Annotated in this window: 24 protein-coding genes; 15 read left to right on the forward strand and 9 right to left on the reverse strand. The window is 69.8% G+C overall.

All coding sequences use genetic code 11. From position 1 onward, the window contains the following. Positions 1–61 precede the first annotated feature (61 nt). The gene (locus tag DSC45_RS11835) at positions 62–424 is read left to right on the forward strand and encodes a hypothetical protein (protein WP_119289985.1); all 363 of its coding nucleotides are present in this window, start codon (positions 62–64) and stop codon (positions 422–424) included. Here DSC45_RS11835 and DSC45_RS11840 read toward each other — a convergent pair. Then, on the reverse strand, positions 408–1,100 hold the full coding sequence (locus tag DSC45_RS11840) for a FadR/GntR family transcriptional regulator (RefSeq protein WP_119289872.1): 693 nt from the start codon (positions 1,098–1,100) through the stop codon (positions 408–410). The genes DSC45_RS11835 and DSC45_RS11840 overlap by 17 nt on opposite strands. A 55-nt stretch (positions 1,101–1,155) precedes the next feature. Between DSC45_RS11840 and DSC45_RS11845 the strand changes: the two genes are divergently transcribed. The 4 genes from DSC45_RS11845 (at position 1,156) to DSC45_RS11855 (ending at position 3,773) form a co-directional block, all read left to right on the forward strand. Continuing rightward, complete coding sequence (locus DSC45_RS11845; protein ID WP_205571305.1) at positions 1,156–2,547, forward strand: CynX/NimT family MFS transporter; 1,392 nt, start codon at positions 1,156–1,158, stop codon at positions 2,545–2,547. A 49-nt stretch (positions 2,548–2,596) separates the two neighbouring features. Next, positions 2,597–2,713: an SGM_5486 family transporter-associated protein gene (locus DSC45_RS36795; protein WP_276145453.1), complete on the forward strand. Its 117-nt coding sequence runs from the start codon at positions 2,597–2,599 to the stop codon at positions 2,711–2,713. Positions 2,714–2,963: 250 nt separating this feature from the next. Further along, the gene (locus tag DSC45_RS11850; RefSeq protein ID WP_119289874.1) at positions 2,964–3,179 is read left to right on the forward strand and encodes a hypothetical protein; all 216 of its coding nucleotides are present in this window, start codon (positions 2,964–2,966) and stop codon (positions 3,177–3,179) included. A 75-nt stretch (positions 3,180–3,254) separates the two neighbouring features. After that, on the forward strand, positions 3,255–3,773 hold the full coding sequence (locus DSC45_RS11855; protein ID WP_119289876.1) for a SixA phosphatase family protein: 519 nt from the start codon (positions 3,255–3,257) through the stop codon (positions 3,771–3,773). Between the two features lie 70 nt (positions 3,774–3,843). On the opposite strand, the gene serB is transcribed toward DSC45_RS11855, so the two are convergent. Further along, positions 3,844–5,058, reverse strand: a complete 1,215-nt coding sequence (serB, locus tag DSC45_RS11860; RefSeq protein ID WP_119289989.1) for a phosphoserine phosphatase SerB — start codon at positions 5,056–5,058, stop codon at positions 3,844–3,846. Between the two features lie 936 nt (positions 5,059–5,994). Here serB and DSC45_RS11865 point away from each other — a divergent pair. Beyond that, a complete protein-coding gene (locus DSC45_RS11865; protein WP_205571306.1) occupies positions 5,995–8,601 on the forward strand; it encodes an ABC transporter ATP-binding protein/permease in 2,607 nt (868 codons plus the stop codon). Positions 8,602–8,692: 91 nt separating this feature from the next. Here DSC45_RS11865 and DSC45_RS11870 read toward each other — a convergent pair whose 3' ends face one another. The 3 genes from DSC45_RS11870 to DSC45_RS11880 form a co-directional block, all read right to left on the reverse strand. Further along, positions 8,693–9,418, reverse strand: a complete 726-nt coding sequence (locus DSC45_RS11870; protein ID WP_119289880.1) for a transglycosylase SLT domain-containing protein — start codon at positions 9,416–9,418, stop codon at positions 8,693–8,695. 328 nt (positions 9,419–9,746) lie between these two features. Next, on the reverse strand, positions 9,747–10,817 hold the full coding sequence (locus tag DSC45_RS11875; RefSeq protein WP_119289882.1) for an S-adenosylmethionine:tRNA ribosyltransferase-isomerase: 1,071 nt from the start codon (positions 10,815–10,817) through the stop codon (positions 9,747–9,749). Next, the gene (locus DSC45_RS11880; RefSeq protein WP_119289884.1) at positions 10,814–11,509 is read right to left on the reverse strand and encodes an SDR family NAD(P)-dependent oxidoreductase; all 696 of its coding nucleotides are present in this window, start codon (positions 11,507–11,509) and stop codon (positions 10,814–10,816) included. The genes DSC45_RS11875 and DSC45_RS11880 overlap by 4 nt, the downstream gene beginning before the upstream one ends. Positions 11,510–11,733: 224 nt before the next feature. Between DSC45_RS11880 and DSC45_RS11885 the strand changes: the two genes are divergently transcribed. The 4 genes from DSC45_RS11885 (at position 11,734) to DSC45_RS11900 (ending at position 14,455) form a co-directional block, all read left to right on the forward strand. After that, positions 11,734–12,909 (forward strand): GAF domain-containing sensor histidine kinase, encoded by a 1,176-nt coding sequence (locus DSC45_RS11885; RefSeq protein ID WP_119289991.1) that lies wholly within the window; start codon positions 11,734–11,736, stop codon positions 12,907–12,909. Continuing rightward, on the forward strand, positions 12,902–13,546 hold the full coding sequence (locus DSC45_RS11890) for a response regulator (protein WP_119289886.1): 645 nt from the start codon (positions 12,902–12,904) through the stop codon (positions 13,544–13,546). Before DSC45_RS11885 ends, DSC45_RS11890 begins: the two co-directional genes overlap by 8 nt. A gap of 192 nt (positions 13,547–13,738) precedes the next feature. Next, positions 13,739–13,987 (forward strand): chaplin family protein, encoded by a 249-nt coding sequence (locus DSC45_RS11895; protein WP_119289888.1) that lies wholly within the window; start codon positions 13,739–13,741, stop codon positions 13,985–13,987. A gap of 228 nt (positions 13,988–14,215) precedes the next feature. Beyond that, a complete protein-coding gene (locus DSC45_RS11900) occupies positions 14,216–14,455 on the forward strand; it encodes a chaplin (protein ID WP_119289890.1) in 240 nt (79 codons plus the stop codon). Between the two features lie 81 nt (positions 14,456–14,536). Here DSC45_RS11900 and DSC45_RS11905 read toward each other — a convergent pair whose 3' ends face one another. Further along, on the reverse strand, positions 14,537–15,325 hold the full coding sequence (locus DSC45_RS11905; RefSeq protein WP_119289891.1) for a hypothetical protein: 789 nt from the start codon (positions 15,323–15,325) through the stop codon (positions 14,537–14,539). Positions 15,326–15,446: 121 nt separating this feature from the next. On the opposite strand from DSC45_RS11905, the gene DSC45_RS11910 reads away from it, so the two are divergent. The 4 genes from DSC45_RS11910 (at position 15,447) to DSC45_RS11925 (ending at position 18,633) form a co-directional block, all read left to right on the forward strand. Continuing rightward, on the forward strand, positions 15,447–16,238 hold the full coding sequence (locus tag DSC45_RS11910; protein WP_119289992.1) for an ABC transporter ATP-binding protein: 792 nt from the start codon (positions 15,447–15,449) through the stop codon (positions 16,236–16,238). Positions 16,239–16,336: 98 nt separating this feature from the next. Next, positions 16,337–16,765: an NfeD family protein gene (locus tag DSC45_RS11915; protein ID WP_119289893.1), complete on the forward strand. Its 429-nt coding sequence runs from the start codon at positions 16,337–16,339 to the stop codon at positions 16,763–16,765. Positions 16,766–16,881: 116 nt separating this feature from the next. Next, positions 16,882–17,838, forward strand: coding sequence for an SPFH domain-containing protein (locus DSC45_RS11920; RefSeq protein WP_119289895.1), 957 nt, complete (start codon positions 16,882–16,884; stop codon positions 17,836–17,838). Positions 17,839–17,862: 24 nt separating this feature from the next. Further along, entirely contained in the window at positions 17,863–18,633 is a 771-nt protein-coding gene (locus DSC45_RS11925; protein WP_119289897.1) for a sulfite exporter TauE/SafE family protein, read from the forward strand. A gap of 37 nt (positions 18,634–18,670) precedes the next feature. Here the strand turns inward: DSC45_RS11925 and DSC45_RS11930 are convergent, their stop codons facing one another. The 3 genes from DSC45_RS11930 to DSC45_RS11940 all read right to left on the reverse strand — a co-directional run bounded on the left by DSC45_RS11930 (position 18,671) and on the right by DSC45_RS11940 (position 20,693). Further along, positions 18,671–19,180 carry an HNH endonuclease gene (locus DSC45_RS11930; RefSeq protein ID WP_119289899.1) on the reverse strand — a complete coding sequence of 170 codons (510 nt, stop codon included), beginning with the start codon at positions 19,178–19,180 and terminating at the stop codon, positions 18,671–18,673. Positions 19,181–19,323: 143 nt separating this feature from the next. Beyond that, positions 19,324–19,854, reverse strand: coding sequence for a YbhB/YbcL family Raf kinase inhibitor-like protein (locus tag DSC45_RS11935; protein ID WP_119289901.1), 531 nt, complete (start codon positions 19,852–19,854; stop codon positions 19,324–19,326). Positions 19,855–19,910: 56 nt separating this feature from the next. Further along, on the reverse strand, positions 19,911–20,693 hold the full coding sequence (locus DSC45_RS11940) for a sporulation protein (protein WP_119289903.1): 783 nt from the start codon (positions 20,691–20,693) through the stop codon (positions 19,911–19,913). A gap of 208 nt (positions 20,694–20,901) precedes the next feature. On the opposite strand from DSC45_RS11940, the gene DSC45_RS11945 reads away from it, so the two are divergent. Further along, positions 20,902–21,543, forward strand: coding sequence for a DNA-3-methyladenine glycosylase (locus DSC45_RS11945; protein ID WP_119289905.1), 642 nt, complete (start codon positions 20,902–20,904; stop codon positions 21,541–21,543). Positions 21,544–21,727: the final 184 nt, after the last annotated feature.

A 21,727-nucleotide genomic window follows, 5' to 3' on the forward strand; every position in this document is an offset into this window, starting at 1 on the left:
TGTGGTGCAGCAGCGGCAGGCGTCCGACGCCATGCCGCAGTACGGCCGAGGAGGTTACTTCGTGCGCAGCTCATGCCTGAGGAACCCGGTCGGGCGTCGTGCCGGGAGTGCCTTCGCCGGAGTCCTCGCCGCACTGCTGCTGTCCGCGAACCCGGCCGCAGCCGATGCGCACCCGGAACCGGCGGGTTCCGCACGCACCCAGGGGGCGCACTGCCGTACCAGTGTCCAGGGCTCGGAGGCGGTCGCGCTCTGCCACAACCCGTACCCCGAGGCCGACCGCGTACGGCTGCACGTCGAGTGCGCGCGCTGGTGGGACATCGACACCGACAGTTCACCCGTGGAGAGCGCACCGGCGATGACGGTGCGGCTCGACGGTCGCTGCTGGAAGGAGATCCGGGCGGTGTGGGTCAGCCACGTGCGGTGAGCCGCGAGGACGACGGCCGGCAGGTGAAGGGGTACACGGCGGCCTCCGCGGCCGCGGCCTCCCCGTCGCCCGCCCGGATGAAGTCCAGGAGCCGGCCGTGGTCCATGTGGTTCTCCGGTGAGAGGTCCTCGCCGACGTCGTCCCGCAGCCAGGTGCGCAGCACATCGCTGAGGTCCGAGTACAGAGCGGTCATCACGTCGTTGTGACCCGCGGCGACGACCGCCAGGTGGAAGGTCGCATCCGCGTCCACGAACGTCGCGCTGTCGCCCGTGCGCCAGGCCTCCTCGCGGCGCAGCAGCAGAGCGTCCAGCTGCTTGAGCTCCCGCTCCGTACGGCGCTCGGCGGCGTGCCGGGCCGCGCTGGACTCCAGCGTCGCGCGCAGTTCGGCGATATGGCGCGGGTCGGCATCCGCGAAGCGGCGGTGCATCACGCCTGCCAGTTCGCTGGTGGCGACCACGTAGGTGCCCGAACCCTGGCGGATGTCCAGGAGTCCGTTGTGCGCGAGGGCGCGGACGGCCTCGCGCACCGTGTTGCGTGCGACGCCGAGCTGCTCGACGAGTTCCGGCTCGGTGGGGATGCGGGACCCCACCGGCCATTCTCCCGAGGCGATCTGCTTGCGCAGCTCGGCGATCACCTGGTCCGAGAGGGCGGAGCGCCTCGGCGACGACAGCGGCATGAATGTCCCTTTCCGATTGGACAAGCAATCATCCCATGATTCTATGATGGCGCTCATGGCCCACGACAACACGACCTCGACGACAGCACAGCCCGCCAGCGCGCCGGCCATGCGTGCCTCCGATCAGTCCCCGGACCAGTCCCCGAGTGACGACGTGCGGCCGGAAGGCGCCGTCGAGCCCGTGGAGGCCACTCCCGGAACGCCGGCCACGCGCGCGTGGGTCATGCGATGCGCCGTCATCGGCATCGTCCTCGCCGCGGTGAATCTGCGGCCGGCCATCACCAGCCTCGGCGCCCTTCTGGAGGAGGTGCGCGACGGGCTCGGCATGAGCGGCAGCGTCGCGGGTCTCCTCACGTCCGTACCGCCGCTGTGCTTCGCACTCTTCGGGGTGGCCGCGCCCCGACTCGCGCGGCGGTGGGGCGCGGGGGCCGTGGTCTGCGCGGGCATGATCGCGATCGCCCTGGGCCTGGCGATCCGGCCGTTCATCGGCGGTACGCCGGGCTTCCTCGCGGCGAGCGCGCTCGCCCTCATGGGCATCGCGGTCAGCAACGTGCTGATGCCGGTCATCGTCAAGCGTTGGTTCCCGGACCGGGTCGGGACGATGACGGGCCTGTACTCGATGGGCCTCGCCGCCGGTACGTCGCTGGCCGCAGCGGTCACCGTGCCGGTGACCGACGCACTGGGCGGCGACTGGCAGCTGGGCCTCGGCGTGTGGGCCCTGCTCGCGGCGGTCGCCGTGGTGCCCTGGCTGCCGCTGGTCAGGAACCGCGGACTCGGGGACGCGGCGGGATCGGCCGCTCCGAGGACCGGAACCACGCCGAAGAGCGGAACCCCGAAGCCCGACGCCGGCGGTGACGGGCTCCGTATCACCCGGAGCGGTACCGCCTGGGCCCTTGCCGTGTTCTTCGGCCTCCAGGCCACAGGCGCGTACGTGACGATGGGCTGGATGCCGCAGATCTTCCGCGACGCCGGCGTTTCCGCGGGTACGGCCGGGCTCCTGCTCGCCGTCATCATGGCGATGGGTGTGCCGCTGGCGTTCGTGATCCCGCGCCTCGCCGTGGGCATGCGCAACCAGGGCCCGATCGTGCTGACCCTCGGTATCAGCGGCCTGATCGGCTACGCCGGGCTCTATCTGGCACCCGCCGGTGGCGCCTGGGTCTGGGCCCTCCTGCTCGGCCTCTCCAATTGCGCCTTCCCGCTCGCGCTGACCATGGTCGGCCTGCGGGCCGGCAGCAGCGCGGGCGTAGCCAAGCTGTCCGCCTTCGCGCAGAGCGTCGGGTATCTCCTGTCGATCCCCGGGCCGCTTCTGGTCGGCGTGCTGTACCAGCACAGCGGTGGCTGGGGGCTGCCCATCGCGCTGATGGCCGGCCTGATGGTGCCGCAGATCGTGGTGGGTATCTTCGCCGGACGCGAGGGCACCGTGGAGGCGGAAGCCGCGCGCTCCTGACGGTCACCCCGGCAGGGGCCGGGCGGGCCACGGGTGCGAGACTTGCCGCATGCCCGTGCTCGAACCGAATCCGCCGAACGGCCAGAAGAAGCTTCTCCTCGTGCTCGGGGCGATGCTGGCCATCACCGTGGTGATCGGCGTGATCGCCTCGATCGCTTCGCCCTGACCGCTCGATCGCCGTGTCCTGCTGTTCCTCGGCGATATCCGGCCGCGCGGATCACGTGCACAGCCGCCGGTCGCCCTGCGCCGACCGCTCGACTCCCGGGCGAGGGTGGGGCTAACCCCCGTGTCCCCTAGGGGGCGGGTCTCAGGGTTTTCTGGGTGGATCACCGGATGGGCCGGGCGCCCCTGGTTCCGTAGGTTCGAGTCGTGCCGCGAGGACGCGGCGCACCGCACTCGAAGTCCGCGGAGGCGACATGTCGGCCCACACGCGCACCAGGCCCACAGCACCGGCCAAGGGCAGTGTCGAGGTCACCCTGCCGTGGTGGGCCATCGCCCTGCCGGCGATCGCCTTCGGCGCGCTCCTGCTCCTGATCCTCAATCCGGCGGACGCACACGCGGCAGGCACCGATCCGTCCGTCGTCGAGTTCTTCGACCGGGTACGCGAGTCGGCGTTTCACGTCCTGCCCTGACCTCCGGTCACCCGTGCAGGCGGACCCCGCCAACTCCCGGCGCCCCGAGGCACGTTTCGTGCGAAGCTGGGACGCATGAGCGTCGATTCACCCCGCAGGATTGTCCTCCTCCGGCATGCGAAAGCCGACTGGCCCGAGGTGTCCGACCACGAGCGGCCGCTGGCCGAGCGGGGGCGCAAGGACGCCCCTGTCGTCGGCCGGAGACTGGCCGATGCCGGTATCTCGTTCGATCTCGCCGTGTGTTCCACCGCGGCAAGGACCCGGGAGACCTGGAAGCTCGCCGTACAGGAGCTTCCGCACCGCCCGAAGACCGTCTACGAGGAGCGGATCTACGAGGCCTCGCCCGGCGAGCTGATCGCCGTGCTCAACGAGCTCCCCGACGAGGCCGCCGACGTCCTTCTCATCGGCCACAACCCCGGCGTGCAGGGGCTGGCCGACGTACTCGCCGGATCGTCCGAGTCGGACGCCGCGGAGCGTATGTCCCGACGCGGCTTCCCCACCTCGGCCCTCGCCATGCTCGCGTTCAACGGCTCCTGGAAGACCCTCGAGCCGGGTGCCGCCACACTCTTCGACTACTGGGCACCGCACGAGTGACGCATCCGTACGAGACGGGGCCCGGGACCGCGGAGGTCCCGGGCCCCGTCTCGTGGCCGGCGCGGTGAGTTCAGCCGTCCACGGCGTCGGCCGCCTCGACCTCTTCACGGGTGAGGCCGAGCAGGTACAGGACGGTGTCGATGAACGGGACGTTCACCGCGGTGTGCGCGGCCTCGCGCACCACCGGCTTGGCGTTGAAGGCGACCCCGAGGCCGGCCGCGTTGAGCATGTCGAGGTCGTTGGCCCCGTCGCCGATCGCCACGGTCTGGGCGAGCGGTACTCCGGCCTCCGCGGCGAAGCGGCGCAGCAACCGGGCCTTGCCGGGCCGGTCCACGATCTCGCCGACCACGCGGCCGGTGAGCTTGCCGTCGACGATCTCCAGGGTGTTCGCCTGGGCGAAGTCCAGGCCGAGGCGTTCCTTGAGATCGTCGGTGACCTGGGTGAAGCCGCCCGAGACGACACCGACTTGATAGCCGAGCCGCTTCAGCGTACGGACCAGGGTGCGCGCGCCGGGCGTCAGCCGGACCTCGGCGCGGACCTTGTCGACCACGGACGCGTCGAGACCGGCGAGCAGGGCCACCCGGGCGTGCAGGGACTGCTCGAAGTCCAGCTCGCCGCGCATCGCCGCGTCCGTCACCTCGGCGACCTTGTCCTCGCAGCCGGCGTGGGCGGCGAAGAGCTCGATCACCTCGTCCTGGATCAAGGTCGAGTCGACGTCCATCACCACCAGGCGCTGTGCCCGGCGCTGCAGACCCGCGGAAACCACGGCCACATCCACGCCGAGCGCCGCCGCCTCCGTGGCAAGGGCGGTGCGCAGCGGCTCCGTGTCCGATCCCGAGACCGCGAACTCGACTGCTGTGACGGGGTACTTGGCCAGGCGGAAGATCCGGTCGATGTTGGCGCCGGTGGAGGTGATCCGCGCGGCGATCGCGGCCGTCGACTCCGCGGTCAGCGGGTGACCCAGCACGGTGATGTGCGAACGGCCTTGTCCGCGCGGCCGGTTGTCACCCGTGCCGGAGAGGATCTCGGCCTGCAGCTTCAGGGATTCGGCCCAGCTGTGCACGGTGGCCCGCAACTCGCCCTCGGTCCCTGCGGACGGTTCCGTCACCAGGGCGCACAGGACGATACGGCCACGGGTGACGACCTGCTCGAGGTCGACGACATCGACGGCGAAGGCGGCGAGGGTGTCGAAAAGCCCGGCGGTGATCCCCGGCCGGTCCTTGCCGAAGATCTTGACGAGCAGGGTCGGGGCTTCAGCGGTCTTGGCTGGCTGCGATGCGCTCATGGTGCCCACACCGTATCGGGAGCCTCGGGGGAGCGGAGGGGCTGTCCCGGGGTACGGACAGGAGGTGAGCGCCTTGCTCCCGAGGGGGAGGCGGCCGCCTGAGTGTCGGCGGGCCGCCGGCCGGACCGACCGCGGTGCGCGGTGATCGCCGAGACCGTCCGGGAGCCGGTCCGAACTGCCGTCCGGAAGGCCTCCGCCGGACGGCAGTTCGTCGAGTCCCTGCCTGTCACCGTCAATCGTGATGATGTCGTGACCGGCCCAGGTGGTGCGGGCGGTCGCGCCGGAACGGAGATCGGCGGCGACGCCCGCCCGGCCGGCCGGTTCGCCGGGACAAATCACCGCCCCGGCGGCGCGAGGTCGTCGCGGCAATCCGGTCGTGAGCAACAGCGCATGGTCGAGGCCGAATCCGACCGATGCGGCGTTCCACCCCCGTCGCCCCCGCGACCCCTGGACGCCAAATGCCGACACGTCACCGAACGGTGGGACGGAACCACTCCCTCCGAGCGCCGCCGCGGCCGCTGTCATGGGGCCCCGGCCCGCCGTCGAGCCCGTGCGGACCGACCGTCGTGGAGCCTCCTCGCAGCCTGGATCCCAGCTCATGGATGCGCTGGCGCCCCGCGCCTCGCCCTTCCACGGCACGATTTGGCCAGGGGTGTTCGACTCCGTGGCCGTGCTGTGCCACGGCTGTTACCGGAAGCCTTGATCTGTGCCGCATTGTCCCGTTCGATCCTGTCTGAAATGGATCACGGATCTTGTTGTCTTTGCGGATGATTTATGAGCCGCCAACGGCCGTGTGACGAGGGGCCGTACACACTCTTCTCGCAAGGCCCGACTTTCGGTCGGGGGGCTGAGCCTGAAATAGTTCCCCACGATGTTCGACATCCCTAGACTCCCCATGGCGGGGGCAAATCGGGGGACAACGTAGTGGGGCATGGAGTGCCGGAACTCGTACTGGAATTGAACGGCAGGACCTGGACGCTCGATCCGTCCCGGTCCTACAGCCTCGGGCGTGATCCCGGGGGCGACATGATGATCGACGACGCACGGGTGTCGTGGCGGCACGCCACGATCAGCTGGGGCGGCCGTAGTTGGGTCATCGAGGACCACGGCAGCACCAACGGCACGTTCGTGCAGGGGCAGCGCATCCATCAGATGGAGATCGGCGCCGGCACCACCGTGCACCTGGGCAACGCGACCGACGGTCCGCGGGTCCAGCTGTCCGGCGCCGGTGCCGCGGCGGCCGCTCCGCAGCAGCAGGCCCAGCAGGCTCCTCAGCAGGCGGCACCGCAGCAGTACGCCCAGCAGCAACCCCAGCAGCCCGCGTACCAGGCCCAGCAGCAGTCCGCCGCTCCCCAGCAGGCCGGCTGGGCGGGCCAGCAGCCGCCGCAGCAGCAGCCCCCTCAGCAGGGCTGGCAGCAGGGGTACCAGGGACAGCAGGGCCAGCCGCCCCAGCAGGGACAGCACGCCCAGGTGCCGCCGCAGCAGCGGCCCGCCGCCCCGGCGTCCGGCGGTGCCGCGGGGGCCCCGCCGGCTCGCGGTGACCGCAGCCCCACCACGTTCCACCAGCTGGCGCTCGGCCGTGTGATGCGGATCGGTCGTGCCCTGGAGAACGAGCTGGTCGTCTCCGACCTGCAGGTCTCCCGGAACCACGCCGAGTTCCACGCCACTCCCGACGGCCGCTTCGAGATCCACGACCTCGGGTCCCACAACGGCACCTACGTCAACGGCATCGCGATGCCCAAGTCGAGCACCGCGGTGCTCGGTCCGAACGACATCGTGGGTGTCGGCCACTCGACCTTCCGGCTGGTCGACGGCCGGCTCGAGGAGTTCGTCGACACTGGTGAGGTCTCGTTCTCCGCGCGGCACCTCACGGTGACGGTCGACGGCGGCAAGCAGATCCTCAGGGATGTCTCGTTCGGCGTTCCGGAGAAGTCGCTGATCGCCGTCATCGGCCCGTCCGGTTCCGGAAAGTCCACCCTCCTCAAGGCGTTGACCGGCTACCGCCCGGCCGACCAGGGTGACGTCCTCTACGACAACCGGAACCTCTACAAGCAGTTCGCCGAGCTGCGTCAGCGCATCGGTCTGGTCCCGCAGGACGACATCCTGCACAAGGAGCTGACCGTCAAGAAGGCCCTCAAGTACGCCGCGAAGCTCCGCTTCCCCGGTGACACCGCGGAGGCCGAACGCGAGGCCCGGATCGGCGAGGTGCTGGGCGAGCTCAAGCTCGACATCCACAAGGAGAAGAAGGTCAGCTCGCTCTCCGGTGGCCAGCGCAAGCGCGTGTCGGTCGCCCTCGAGCTGCTGACCAAGCCGTCGCTGATCTTCCTCGACGAGCCGACCTCCGGCCTGGACCCGGGCATGGACCGCGACGTCATGCAGCTCCTTCGCGGCCTCGCCGACGACGGCCGCACGGTCCTCGTGGTGACGCACTCGGTGGCCGAGCTGGCGATCTGCGACAAGCTCCTGGTGATGGCTCCCGGCGGCTCGGTCGCCTACTTCGGCCCGCCCGAGGAGGCGCTCAACTTCTTCGGCTACAGCACCTGGGCCGATGTGTTCTCGGCGTTCGAGAACTACCGCGACTACGACTGGGCGGGCCGTTGGAAGGGCTCGCAGCACTACCAGATGTACGCCGCGGACATCGACGCCGTCGCTCCGCAGTCGGTGCACATGCCGCCGGCCCAGCAGATGCGGCCACCCAAACCCCAGAGCTGGGGCTCGCAGCTCGTGACGCTGATCCGCCGCTATATGTCGGTGATCGTCTCGGACCGCGGCTTCCTGGCCCTGACGGTGATCCTGCCCGCTGTGCTCGGCACGGTGTCCACCCTGATCAGCGCCGATTTCGGCCTCAACCCCGGCCCCAAGGGGCCGAACGGCAACGCGTCGACGATCCTCCTGATCCTCGCCGTGGGCGCCTGTTTCGCCGGGTCGGCCAACTCCGTACGAGAGTTGATCAAGGAACGCGTCATCTACGAACGAGAACGGGCCACCGGCCTGTCCCGTTCCGCCTATCTGATGTCGAAGGTGATCGTCCTCGGACTGATCACCCTGGCGCAGGGCGGCATCATCGGCGCCATCGGCTTCGGTGTGCGCGAGGTGCCGGACGAGGGCCTGCTGCTCGGCTCGATGGTCAAGCTGGAGCTGACCCTGCCGATCATGGCGCTCGGCTTCACCTCGATGATGTTCGGCCTGATCATCTCGTCGCTGGTGAAGACGGCCGAGAAGACGATGCCGCTGCTCGTCATGTTCGCGATCATCCAGGTCGTGTTCACGGGCTGCCTGTTCACCCTGAACGGCTCGGTCGGCGTCAACGAGTTCTCGTACCTGATGCCGTCCCGCTGGGCGGTGGCCGCGGCCGGCACGACCACGGATCTGAACGTTCTCTTCCCGAACCAGGACGACCCGACCAAGACCGATCCCCTGTGGGACCACGACCTGGCCACCTGGGTGCTCGACATGGGTGCCCTGATCGCGCTCGGGGTGGTCTGCGGCTTCATCGTGGCGCGACTGCTGCGCCGTCACGAGCCCGAGGTGATGCGCAAGTAGCACCATGTACGACGCCGAAGGGCGGTACCCCACGTGGGGTACCGCCCTTCGGCGTTCGGCCTGCCTTCGAAGAGGACCGCGGTGGTGCGACTCAGTACGCGCTGTCGACGTTGTCGATCGAGCCGTAACGGTCGGCCGCGTAGTTCGCGGCGGCCGTGATGTTCGCGACCGGGTTGTACTGGTCCTTCGGGGTGCCGGCGACGTGGTACGAGTCGAAGGTCGGCTTGATGACCTGGAGCAGACCCTTCGAGGGGATCCCGTTCTGGGCGTTGATGTCCCAGTTGTTGATGGCCAGCGGGTTACCGCTGGACTCCCGCATGATGTTGCGGTGCAGGCCCTCGTACGAGCCGGGGATGCCCTTGTCCTTCATGATGTCGAGGGACTGGCGGATCCAGCCGTCCAGGTTGTTGGCGTAGGCGGGCTTGCGGGCGGCGGCACGGCTCGCGGCGGCCTTGGCCTCGCGGTCCTTGACGGCCTTGGCCTTGGCGTCCGCCTCGGCCTTCGCCTTGGCCTGAGCGGCGGCCTTGGCCTTCGCGTCGGCGACCTTCTTGAGTTCGGCGGCCTTCGCGTTCTTGGCCTGCTCGATGGTCGACGTCTGCTGCTTGGCCAGGCTGTCCTGGATGTGGTTCGAGTTGATGTGCCACGCCACCGGGGCCGCCTCGGAAGCCGCCGCGGCTTCGGTGGTGGTGGTCGACTCCGAGTTGCCCGGCACGAAGGAGAACGCGAGGGCAGCGGCGCCGAGCGTGGCGACACCGGAGATCGAGATCTTCTGGATCTTGGTCAGGGAACTATGACCAGGGAAAGTGCGCTTGGACATGCGAATGGGACCTCTTCGAATAGCGGAGGTCGCTCTTGGGTCCGGTGGACAGGTACTCCGGCACAAACGCTGCGGTGAAGACCGCTGCGCCGAGCGACGGATGCAATTCTTAGCGGCCGCAAAATCGCGTGGCAAAGGTGTGACGTACGAAGCCGCCTAGTGGGAGGGGGTCCGTTGTGGGCGATTTTTGCTGACATTCCCCCGGTGTGACGTCTCCTTTGTCCGCACTAGGGAACTTCGTAGGTGACGTGAGTCCTATGCCCGGGCTCACACCGCCACGGGTGCTCGCCTACGCAAGGTTGCCAAAGCAACTCGATGCGTCACTGAACTACTGCGGGAGGAGGAGATGGACGTCGCCGAACTCGTGCCAGAGGTAGAGACGGCTCACCGCTTCGTCGTATCCGCGCTCCACCGCCGCACGACCGGCGACCGCCTCCAGCATCCGCAGATGCGACGCCTCAGGCTCATGCAGCCCGGTGAGCAGCCCGTCCACGGCCCGTACGCCGCGCTCGGGCGTCACCACCAGATCGGTGAACCCGGCGGACGCACGGACCACACCGTCCGGACCGGTCGCCGACTCGATGGCCCGCACCGCGGTCGTACCGACGGCGATGATCCGGCCGCCCGCGGCCCGTGCCGCGTTCACCAGGCGGGCCGAAGCCGCCGGGACCTGGAAGCGCTCCGGGTACGGCGCCTCGTGCGCCTCCGCGGAGGCGACACCGGTGTGCAGACTTAGCGGCGCGAACTGCACCCCGCGCCGCACCAGATCCGCCACCACCCGCTCGGTGAACGGCCTCGCCGCGCTCGGCATCTCGGCCGAGCCCGTCCCGTCGGCAGAGTCCAGGGCGAACACCGTCTGGTACGCCGACAAGGGCTGGTCGCGCTCCGTGTACGCGTACCGGATGGGGCGCCCGAATTCCTTCAGGAGCGCCGGCACCCCGACACCGCCCGGCAGCGAGACGGCCGACCACCACAGCCGCCCGCCGCGCGTCCCCGGAGCCTCGAGCGCCTCCTCGAGGGTCAGCAGTCCGCCACCCGGCAGCGACACCCGGGTGCCCGCGGGCCCGCCCGCACGCGCGCGCGTGGTGCCCGATCCGTCGGGCTGCCGCAGTTCGACCGCCCACCGGCCGTCGTCGCCGAGGGTCGAGAAATGCACCACCACGCGCGCGTGGCCGATGCGGCCGTCGACAGCGGCCGGGAGCGTGCGCGAGGTGTTCACCACCAGGAGGTCGCCCGCTCCGAGCAGTCGCGGCAGATCCGTGAAGAAGTGATGGGTCGCCTCCGGCCCCCGGGACACCAGCAGCCGCACCCCGTCCCGGCCGAGCCCGGGGGAGCGCACCTCCACCGGAACCCGCGCGGACAGCTCCACCGGCACCGCCACGCGCGCGAGGGCGCTCATCGGGCGTCCACCAGAGAAGGGGCCGAGTACCGCCCACCGGCCGGACGCTCGTCGAGCAGCCGCAGGAAGGCAGGCACCACGTCCCCGGGCTCGGGCCGCCGGTCGTCGTCGTCCGGTACGGCGGCCCGGTACAGATCCGTGTCCATGTCCCCCGGATCCACCGCCCACACCCGAAGCCCCGGCTCCTCCTCGGCCAGCACGGCCGACAGCTGATCGAGAGCCGCCTTGGAGGCGCCGTAGCCGCCCCACGTCCCGTACGCCTCCACCGCGGCGTCCGAACTGAGGTTGATCACCGAGCCCGCCGAAGAGGCCCGGAGCAGCGGGAGCGCGCCCTGCACCAGCCCGAGAGCTGCCACCACATTCGTCTCCAGAGCCTCCCGCAGACCTCCGAGAGGCAGCTCGGCGAGCCGTACCAAGGGTTCCGCACCCAACGCGCTCGCATTGTTCACCAGCAGATCCAGGCCACCGAGCTCCTCGGCCGCGGCCACCAGCGCCACCCGGTGCGCGGCATCGGTCACGTCACCGTGCACCGCCACCACCCGGCCCCCGTGCCCCCGCAGCTCCTCCGCGGTCGCCTCGAGCCGCTCCGGCGACCGGGCGTCGAGCACGAGATTCCAGCCGCGCCGGGCCAGCGCCTCCGCGAACGCCCGCCCGAAGCCCTTCGTGGCCCCCGTGATCATCGCTGTCGTCATGGCCGTTCCCCTTACGCCGTGGATGTACGCCGTCGATGACCTCAACGTAGAAAGGAAGCCCCCGCCCCCACCTCCTGCCGCAGCACTGACCGGCGAGGCCCTTCGACCTAAGACACCCGGCCGAGACCCGGGCCAGGTCCCAGCACGCGACCTAGGACTTCGGGCCCGGTCCGCTGCGCCCCGCGCCCGATACGCACCCGGTGGCCCGCCGGTACCGTGAGGCCATGACCGACGACGGCCCTCGTTCCGGCCTCTATGCGGTGAGCTCCGCGCTTCTCGCGATGAGCAGACACCTGGAGGTGCGGGACGTCCTCAAGACGATCGTCGCCTCGGCGCGGGAACTGCTCGACGCCGAGTACGCGGCACTCGGCGTCCCCGACGACCACGGCGGCTTCGCCCAGTTCGTCGTCGACGGAGTCAGCGACGAACAGTGGAAGGCCATCGGCCCGCTGCCCCGTCAGCACGGCATCCTCGCGGCGATGCTCCACGAGCCCCGGCCGCAACGCCTTGCGGACGTCCGCAACGACCCCCGCTTCGAGGGCTATCCCGCCGCCCACCCGGACATGTCCGACTTCCTCGGCCTGCCGATCAGGGACGGCGAAGAGACCATCGGAGCCCTCTTCCTCGCCAACAAGCGCCGTACCACCGACGCGAACGGCGAGCGGATCCCCTGCCCCGACGGAACCTGCGGCTTCACCGAGGCCGACGAGAACCTGCTCGGCATCCTCGCCCAGCATGCGGCCATCGCCCTGACCAACGCCCGGCTCTACGAACGCAGTCGCGAGCTCACCATCGCCGAAGAACGCTCCCGCCTCGCCCACGAACTGCACGACGCCGTGAGCCAGAAGCTCTTCTCGCTGCGCCTGACGGCGCAGGCGGCCACCGCCCTGGTCGACCGCGACCCGTCCCGCGCCAAGAGCGAACTGCAGCAGGTGGCCGGGCTCGCCGCCGAGGCGGCCGACGAACTGCGCGCCGCAGTCGTCGAGTTGCGCCCCGCCGCACTCGACGAGGACGGCCTGGTCGCCACCCTGCGCACCCAGAGCCAGGTCCTCGACCGCGCCCACGCGGCGCACGTCACCTTCGAGTGCGGCGGCGTACGGGCCCTGCCCGCGTCCCAGGAGGAGGCGATGCTGCGCGTCGCCCAGGAAGCGCTGCACAACGCCCTGCGCCACGCCGACGCCGAACACGTCGAACTGGCCCTGAACAAGCGCGGACCCGGCGCCGTCCTGCGCATCACCGACGACGGCATCGGCTTCGAACCCCGTGCCGTACGGCGCGCGGGCCGCCACCTCGGCCTGGTCTCCATGCGGGACCGCGCCAGTGGAGTCGGCGGACGGCTGACCGTGGAATCGGAGCCCGGCAAGGGCACCACGATCGAGATGGAGGTTCCCGGTGGCTGACCGGACGATTCGTGTGCTGCTCGTCGACGATCATCAGGTGGTCCGCCGTGGCCTGCGCACCTTCCTCGAGATCCAGGACGACATCGAGGTGGTGGGCGAAGCCTCGGACGGCGCGGAAGGAGTGGCGCGCGCCGAGGAACTCAGGCCCCACGTCGTCCTGATGGACGTGAAGATGCCGGGAATGGACGGCGTGGAGGCGCTGCGCGCACTCCGGGCGGCAGACAACCCGGCCAAGGTCCTGATCGTCACCAGCTTCACCGAACAGCGCACCGTCGTCCCCGCGTTGCGCGCGGGCGCGGCCGGCTATGTGTACAAGGACGTCGACCCGGAGGCGCTGGCCGGCGCAATCCGTTCCGTGCACGCCGGTCACGTGCTCCTGCAGCCCGAAGTGGCCGGCGCGCTCCTCGCCCAGGACGAGAACGGCGCCCCGCAGGGCCGGGCCGGCTCCCTCACCGAACGCGAACGCGAGGTACTGGGCCTGATCGCGGACGGCCGCTCCAACCGGGAGATCGCCCGAGCCCTCGTCCTCTCCGAAAAAACGGTCAAGACGCATGTGTCGAACATCCTGATGAAACTGGACCTCGCCGACCGCACTCAGGCGGCTCTGTGGGCGGTACGGCACGGAGCCGCGGGCTGACCTCGGCGTGAACGGCCTGCTCCGGGGCGCACAACGGGGCGTGATGCGGGAGTAGTTGGGTTGGTTCCCGTCCGGGCTGAGATTCATACCGTCGTGTAGATGTCGCCCGAATGGCGCAACCTCGCGCCCGCCCGGCCGTTCTCCAGTGCGTGCTGCGGCGCCTGCCGCGGCTTCCGCGAGGAGGGACCAGAAGTGAAGAACCTGAAGAGGACCGCAGCCGTCACGATGGTGGCCGGTGGCCTGATCGCCGCCGGCGCCGGCATGGCCTCTGCCACCGACGGTGGCGCCCACGCATCCGGCAAGGCCGTGCACTCGCCGGGCGTCGCCTCGGGGAACGTGGTCCAGGTACCGGTGGACGTCCCGGTGAACGTGGTGGGTAACACGGTCAACGTCATCGGCCTCCTCAACCCGGCCTTCGGCAACACCGGCGTCAACGGCTGATTCGGCGCACCCCGCACTGAGACACCGAGACCACCGGCCCTCCAGGATCCCCTGGAGGGCCGGTCGCGTTGTTCACGGCCTCCGCGCCCGAGCGCCGCGGAGGCCGTCGCATTGATCCATTCGGGGGGCATCGCCCACAAAGCCCGTGTCGCAGGTCCACTCCTGCCGTTCAGCACGATGTGGCCCCGCGCTTAGGGCCGCGTACGAACCACCAGGAGGAACAGTTCCATGAGCATCGCCAAGAAGGCCGCAGTCGTCATCGCCACCGCCGGGATCGCCGCGGGCGCCGGAGTCGGTGCCGCATCCGCCGACTCGGGCGCCGAGGGCGCGGCCGTCAACTCCCCGGGCGTCGCCTCGGGCAACGTGGCCCAGCTCCCGGTCCACGTCCCGGTCAACGTCTCGGGCAACAGCGTGAACGTCATCGGCCTGCTCAACCCGGCCTTCGGCAACACCGCTGTGAACAACTGACCCAGCGGCAACAGGCCCCGCGAACCTCACGGTTGGCGGGGCCTGCGGCATGTCCGGACCTGCTGACACGCACAGCCGTGCTCAGCGCCCCCGGCGCTCCCGCTCCTCGACGAAGGAGTTGTACGCGGCCACCTGCGCGCGCCGGGTCGTACGCTCCACCGGGCGCAGCACCTCTGCCCGCGCCGCCATCTCCGCCGCACTGACCGCGCCCCCGTGCCCGTTCTCGTACGCCACGGAGATCAACAGGCCCACCCGCTGGGCCAGTTCGAGCACCCGGAAGGCCCGTGGCGGATAGCCCGGGGCGAGCAGCTCGCGACCCCGCTCGGCCCGCGCCCGGTAAGCGTCCACCGCGGCCTCCGCCACCGGACCCGACGCGGCCACGTCGAGCCGGGACAGCGCCTCGGTCGCATCCCGCAACGCCTCCGCCAGCTCCCGTTCCGCCTCACTGAGCGAAGGGACATCGGCCGGCGGAGCCTCCCGTACCGGCAGGCAGTGCCAGACCACCTCGACATGCCGGTCACCGTCGGGGCCCACCGCGAAGACCTCCGGCACCAGGCCGTGCATGGCGCCCACCGCGACCACGGCCTCCTCGGCCTCCAGCGCGCGGGCATTGAACTCGGGCGGACCGCTCAGACCGAGCGGATGACCGGCCGCCGGCAACGCCACCCGCAGCCCCGTCGCACCCAGCGCCCGCAGCCGCCCGAGCGCCAGCGTCAGCCCCACCTGTCCCGACTCGTCGGGCAGGCCTTCGACCCGGTGCACCGCGTCCTCCCCGACGACGGCGAGGACCGCGTCGTCCGGCGACACAAGTCCTGCGATAAGGGCATTTCCCCAAGAGGCCAGCAGCCCCGCGCGTGGTTCCGTGAGCATGCACACCAGACTAAGGACCGGACTGCCGAATCGAGTGGGCGGCCGGTGGCGTAGGTTTGGCTGGGGGCTGCGTCCACAGACGCAAGCGAGAGCCGAGACTGCAATGGGAGACAACGCGCTCATGAGCGATGTACTGGAGCTGGTGGACGTATCCGTGGTCCGCGAGGGCCGGGCTCTGGTGGACCAGGTCTCCTGGTCGGTCAAGGAGGGTGAACGCTGGGTCATCCTCGGGCCGAACGGCGCCGGCAAGACCACCTTGCTCAACGTCGCGTCAAGCTACCTCTTCCCGAGCAAGGGTTCGGTCACCATCCTCGGCGACACCCTCGGCAAGGTCGACGTCTTCGAACTGCGCCCTCGTATCGGCGTCGCCGGCATCGCCATCGCCGACAAGCTGCCCAAGCGCCAGACCGTACTGCAGACCGTCCTCACCGCCGCCTACGGCATGACCGCCAGCTGGAACGAGGACTACGACGAGATCGACGAGCAGCGCGCCCGCGCCTTTCTCGACCGCCTCGGCATGACGGACTACCTCGACCGCAGGTTCGGCACCCTCTCCGAGGGCGAGCGCAAGCGCACCATGATCGCCCGCGCTCTGATGACCGACCCCGAGCTTCTCCTCCTCGACGAGCCCGCCGCCGGCCTCGACCTCGGCGGCCGCGAGGACCTCGTACGCCGCCTCGGACGCCTCGCGCAGGACCCGATCGCCCCCTCGATGCTCATGGTCACGCACCACGTCGAGGAGATCGCGCCCGGATTCACCCACGTCCTGATGATCCGTCAGGGCGAGGTCCTGGCCGCCGGACCCATCGAGCTCGAGCTGACCTCCCGTAACCTCTCGCGCTGCTTCGGCCTCCCGCTCGTCGTCGAACAGACCGGCGGCCGCTGGACGGCCCACGGACTGCCGCTCTCCTGAAGCCCGCGCCGACCGCGACAGGGCGAACGCCCGTCGCGGTCCGGCCACGGCCTGATCGGCCCCTGTCCCGCGACCGCGCACGCGCCTACGATGAACGGGTGGACATCGACGCATGGGTGTGGTGGCTGATCGCGGCGGCCGGACTCGGGATCCCTCTGGTCATCACCGCGATGCCGGAGTTGGGCATGCTCTCGGCCGGAGCCGTCGCGGCCGCGGTCACCGCGGCCCTCGGCGGTGACGTCGTGCTGCAGGTGGTCGTCTTCGCCGTCGTCTCGGTCGCGCTGATCGCGGTCGTACGCCCCATCGCCACCAGACATCGCGCCCAGCAACCCCAACACGCCACCGGAATCGAGGCGTTGAAGGGCAGACAGGCCGTCGTCCTGGAACGGGTCGACAACGACGGCGGGCGGGTCAAGCTCGCCGGCGAGGTCTGGTCCGCCCGCGCACTCGACGCGGGCGAATCCTACGAAGTCGGCCGGCACGTCGACGTGGTCGACATCGACGGAGCCACCGCGGTGGTGATGTAGGCCGTCCCCCGGCACGGCAAGCGCCGCCGGATCACCGAACGGGCCACGCACCGCACCCTGTTCTGAAAGACTCGACCGTCAAGATCTCCCAGCTCGAAGGGACACGGGAAGCCGCGATGCAACCGATCATCATCGTCCTCATCATCCTGGTGGTGCTCGTCTTCATCGCACTGATCAAGACGATCCAGGTGATCCCACAGGCCAGCGCCGCCATCGTGGAGCGCTTCGGCCGCTACACCCGCACACTCAACGCGGGCCTGAACATCGTCGTCCCGTTCATCGACTCCATCCGCAACCGCATCGACCTCCGCGAACAGGTCGTGCCGTTCCCGCCGCAGCCGGTGATCACCCAGGACAACCTGGTGGTCAACATCGACACGGTCATCTACTACCAGGTCACCGACGCCCGCGCCGCGACCTACGAAGTCGCCAGCTACATCCAGGCCATCGAGCAACTCACCGTCACCACGCTGCGCAACATCATCGGCGGCATGGACCTCGAGCGGACCCTGACCTCCCGCGAGGAGATCAACGCGGCCCTGCGCGGTGTACTCGACGAGGCCACCGGCAAGTGGGGCATCCGCGTCAACCGCGTCGAACTCAAGGCCATCGAGCCGCCCACCTCCATCCAGGACTCGATGGAGAAGCAGATGCGCGCCGACCGGGACAAGCGCGCCGCGATCCTCACCGCCGAGGGCATCCGCCAGTCCCAGATCCTCACCGCCGAGGGCGAGAAGCAGTCGGCCATCCTCAAGGCCGAAGGCGAGGCCAAGGCAGCCGCCCTGCGCGCCGAGGGCGAGGCCCAGGCGATCCGTACGGTCTTCGAGTCGATCCACGCGGGCGACCCGGACCAGAAGCTGCTCTCCTACCAGTACCTCCAGATGCTTCCGAAGATCGCCGAGGGCGACGCGAACAAGCTCTGGATCGTCCCCAGCGAGATCGGCGACGCCCTCAAGGGCCTGTCCGGAGCCATCGGCAACTTCGGCCCGATGGGCGGCGGTTCGGCACCCGCAGGCGTCCCGGCCCAGTCGAGCGCGCCCACCGAACGCCGCGAACAGCCCCCGCTCGACTGATCCTCTGTGAGTAACTGATCCCCTGTGAGCATCTGGGACATCATTGCCGTACTCGCCGCAGGAGCCGGCGCCGGCGCCATCAACACCCTCGTCGGCTCCGGCACGCTCATCACCTTTCCGGTGCTGCTCGCCGTCGGCCTGCCGCCCGTCACCGCGACCGTATCCAATGGACTCGGCCTGCTCCCCGGCATCCTCGGCGGCGTCTTCGGCTACCGGCGCGAACTACGCGGCCAGGGCGCCCGCATCCGCCGCCTCGGCGGGCTCGTCCTGGCCGGAGGCCTGTGCGGCGCGGTCCTGCTGCTCACGCTTCCCGCCGAGGCGTTCGAGACCATCGTGCCGGTACTCGTCGGCCTCGCCCTGGTCCTCGTGGTCCTGCAACCCCGCATCTCCAAGGCCGTACAGCGACACCGCGCCCGCAACGGCACCACCGCCCGCGCAGACGGCGGCTGGCCACTGGCCGTCGGACTGTTCCTCGCCAGCGTCTACGGCGGCTACTTCACCGCGGCCCAGGGCATCCTCTACATAGCCCTGATGGGCATGCTCCTCGACGACGACCTGCAGCGCCTGAACGCCGTAAAGAACGTCCTGGCAGCGCTGGTCAACTTCGTCGCCGCGGTCTTCTTCCTGTTCGCCGCGCACTTCGAGTGGCAGGTGGTGCTGCTGCTCGCCGCCGGTTCCCTCACCGGCGGCCTCCTCAGCGGGACCTACGGCCGACGGCTTCCTGCCTGGGCCCTGCGCACCCTGGTCGTCATCGTCGGCAGCGTCGCACTGGTCCAGCTCGTCCTCAGACAGTGAGCCGCGCGGCTCGACGTACGCCGAGCCGCGCGGCTCATCAGGCAGCGACCGGCTGCGGCAACCACTCCGGCAACGCCGAACGGTCGTCCGCGGCGAGCGCAAGCAGCATCGCATCGGCCGGCGACGGCACGAACGCCTTGAAGAGCAACGGCATCCCCGCCTGCTCCGGCGTCCGGTCGGCCTTGCGGTGATTGTCGGTGGAGCACGAGGCCACCGTGTTCAACCAGGTGTCCCGGCCGCCCTGCGAACGCGGCACCACGTGGTCCACGGTCGTAGCCCGCTTCCCGCAGTAGGCGCACCGGTGACCATCTCTCACCAGCACCCCTCTACGCGACCACGGCGCGTGTCTTCGGAACGGCACCCGCACGAACCTGCACAGCCGGATCACCCGCGGCACGGGCAATTCCACCGCCGACGCGCGCATTCGCAGTTCGGGGTGGGCCTGCTCGACGACGGCCTTGTCCTGCAGCACCAGAACGACGGCACGGTTCAGCGTCACCGTCGACAAGGGCTCGAAGCTCGCGTTCAGCACCAGCGTGTCCCGCATGTCGCCCACCCTCCCGTGTGTACCGCCCACCCCGCGGCGGACTGGGATCAACTCTGGCCGGGCGCGCCGCGATGGACAACGCAATATAAATGCCCGCCCCTGGTCGGTCAGCTGACCAGGGGCGGGCGAACAGCGCGTGAATGCTATGCGTCCACCTCGTACTCACCGACCAGCTGCGCGCGGGCCAGCGTGTGGAAGCGCAGATTGAAACCGACCACCGCCGGCGAGCAATCGGCATCCGCACCGAGCTCCTCCGCATCCACGGCATACACCGTGAAGACATAGCGGTGCGGACCGTCGCCCGGCGGGGGAGCGGCCCCGTCGAACGCCCGGGTGCCGTAGTCGTTCCGTGCGTGCACCGCACCCGCCGGAAGTCCCTCGAACCCGTCACTGCCCGCGCCCGCAGGCAGTGACGTGACCGATGCCGGGATGTCGAACAGCACCCAGTGCCAGAACCCGCTGCCCGTCGGGGCATCCGGGTCGAAGCAGGTCACGGCGAAGCTCTTCGTCTCGGCGGGGAAACCGTCCCACCGCAGCTGCGGCGACACGTTCCCGCCCGCCTGCACCTGATCCTCACCGAGCCGGTCGTCGGCCGTCACGTCGTCACTCACCACCGTGAACGACGCGACCTCCGGCAGAAAGTCATGGGGAAGAGGCGGCCTCTTGTCAGTCACGAAAAACCTCCGGTCGGGCTGTCATCACTGGCTGACGAGCCTAGAGGACGCGGACGTCACAGCCAGTTGCGCTTGCTGCCGACCGCGGACAGCCACTCGTTCAGGTAGGCCGGCCAGTCCGTCGACTGGTAGTCGTGCAGTCCCACCTCGAAGGACTTGAACGTGTCGCTGCCCTGGCTGAACAGCCCGGGCTTCTTGTCCATCTCCAGTACGACGTCCATCGCCCGGTCGTCGGCGACGAAGGTCAGCTCGACCTGGTTCAGACCGCGGTACTGGGACGGCGGGTTGAACTCGACCTCCTGGTAGAACGGCAGCCGCTGCCGCGTCCCGCGGATCTGGCCACGCTCCATGTCCGCGCTCTTGAAGCGGAACCCCAGCTGGATGAACGCATCGAGGATCGCCTGCTGTGCCGGCAGAGGGTGAACATTCACCGGGTCGAGGTCGCTGGAGTCGATGGCCCGGGCGATCGCGAGCTCGGTGGTCACCCCGATGTTCATCCCCCGCAGCTGAGTCCCGTCGATGGTGGTGACCGGGGTCTCCCAAGGAATCTCGAGACCGAACTGCACCGCGTGCACCGAACCGGCCTTCAACTCGAAGGCCCCGCCGAGCTGCTGCTTGGTGAACTCGATGTTCTGCTTGGTCTCCTGGTCGTTGCCCTCGACCTCCACGCGCGCCTGCAGTCCGACGGACAGCCCCTGGATCTCCTGGTCGACGGATCCCCCCTGGATACGGACCTCGCCCTGGACGACGCCGCCGGGCACCACGTTCACCTCGGCCAGTTCCGTCTCCACCGAGGCACCGCCGGCACCCAGACTCGCCAGCATCTTCTTGAACCCCATGACTCTCCTCCCCAGGCCCCGCCTGTGGTTCGACTCGAATCTTCCGCTCGCCCCGGCAACCACGGCCCGGGAGCCGCCGTCCGACCGAGACCGGCACTGATCACTACAAACGCAGCCCGGCGGCCGCCGGTTCCGCTGAATCACCCTGCCGATGAGGGGATCTCGTGCCCACGGTCCGACGGCGAGCGTTGCATTACCCTCGGACGGCATGATCGCGGCCCCTGACCGTACGCCCTTGCCCCGCTCCTTCTTCGACCGTCCCGCACTCGAGGTCGCGCCCGACCTGCTGGGCCGGACACTGGTCAGGCGTTCTGCGGACGGCGCCATCGAACTGCGCATCACCGAGGTCGAGGCGTACGCGGGCGACGTCGACCCCGGCTCGCACGCCTACCGGGGCCGCACGAAGCGCAACGGCGTCATGTTCGGCCCACCCGGCTTCGTCTACGTCTACTTCACGTACGGCATGTGGCACTGCATGAATCTGGTCTGCTGCCCGGAGGGCACCGCCAACGCGGTACTTCTGCGGGCCGGCGAGGTCACAGAAGGCGCGGACCTGGCTCGCAAACGTCGACAATCGGCCCGACATGACAAGGAACTGGCCAAAGGACCCGCCCGGTTGGCCACCGCCCTCGATGTCGACCGTGATCTCGACGGCGCCGACGCATGCGACGGTCCGGGCTCACCGTTCGCCGTGCTCACCGGCACCCGACCACCGTCCGACCAGGTGTGCAACGGTCCGCGTACCGGAGTGGGCGGAGACGGAAGCACGCAGCCCTGGCGCTTCTGGACCGCCAACGACCCGACGGTGAGCCCGTATCGGGCCCACGTTCCCCGCCGCCGACGAACTTGACGCCCTCTTGCGCGATACGTAATGTAGTCCGAGCCGTTGACCCGGGTACTGCCTCAAGACAGCAGCCGGAAGCGGCCAACCCACTACTTACGAGCCACCCTCAACGGGGTCGATTTCGGCATGCCGAAATCACTTCCCCGGACTCGATTATGAGTCGCGAAGGGAATCCGCTAACGTGGTGACA

The sequence above is a fragment of the Streptomyces sp. YIM 130001 genome (assembly GCF_003574445.1).
In the GTDB taxonomy this organism is placed as follows: domain Bacteria; phylum Actinomycetota; class Actinomycetes; order Streptomycetales; family Streptomycetaceae; genus Streptomyces.